Raw genomic sequence first — 402 nt, 5'->3', positions numbered from 1 at the left:
TGTCCCGCCAGAAAGGCGCGGTTGGCGGCCTGCCGGTCATTTGTACCCGCAGGGGCAGACGGAGGGTTATTCCCGGTTGAGGGCAACGCAGGGGCGGACGCGCTGTCCTGCCGCCCGGTATCCTGTGTCTGCACGAACAGCTTGCTGGCAATGGCCGCCTCGACTTCCTGTTCAGCGCGCCGGTCGCCCATGCCGGAAACCGGTCCGGCCCTGCCTTCCTGCTGCGCTTGCAGGATCGGCTTGCCCAGATCGCCGGGCAGAGGCGGTCCCAGCTTCGGCACACCGGTATAATCCTTCGGGAGGGCATCCAGCCCATCGGCCGAGGGGCGCGCATCGGAAGCCTGCACGGCAGACGCTGTGAACTGCCCCGGGTTTACCGGAGAGTAAAACTCTCGGAGGATG

1 pseudogene is annotated in these 402 nt (G+C 66.7%); it reads right to left on the bottom strand.

What is annotated here, in order from left to right:
• A pseudogene (locus B7449_RS18335) lies at positions 1–402 on the bottom strand (TrbI/VirB10 family protein); the annotation flags it as partial.

The organism is Komagataeibacter intermedius TF2 (genome assembly GCF_000964425.1).
Taxonomy (GTDB): domain Bacteria; phylum Pseudomonadota; class Alphaproteobacteria; order Acetobacterales; family Acetobacteraceae; genus Komagataeibacter; species Komagataeibacter intermedius.
This window is presented reverse-complemented; position numbering and strand designations above follow the sequence as displayed.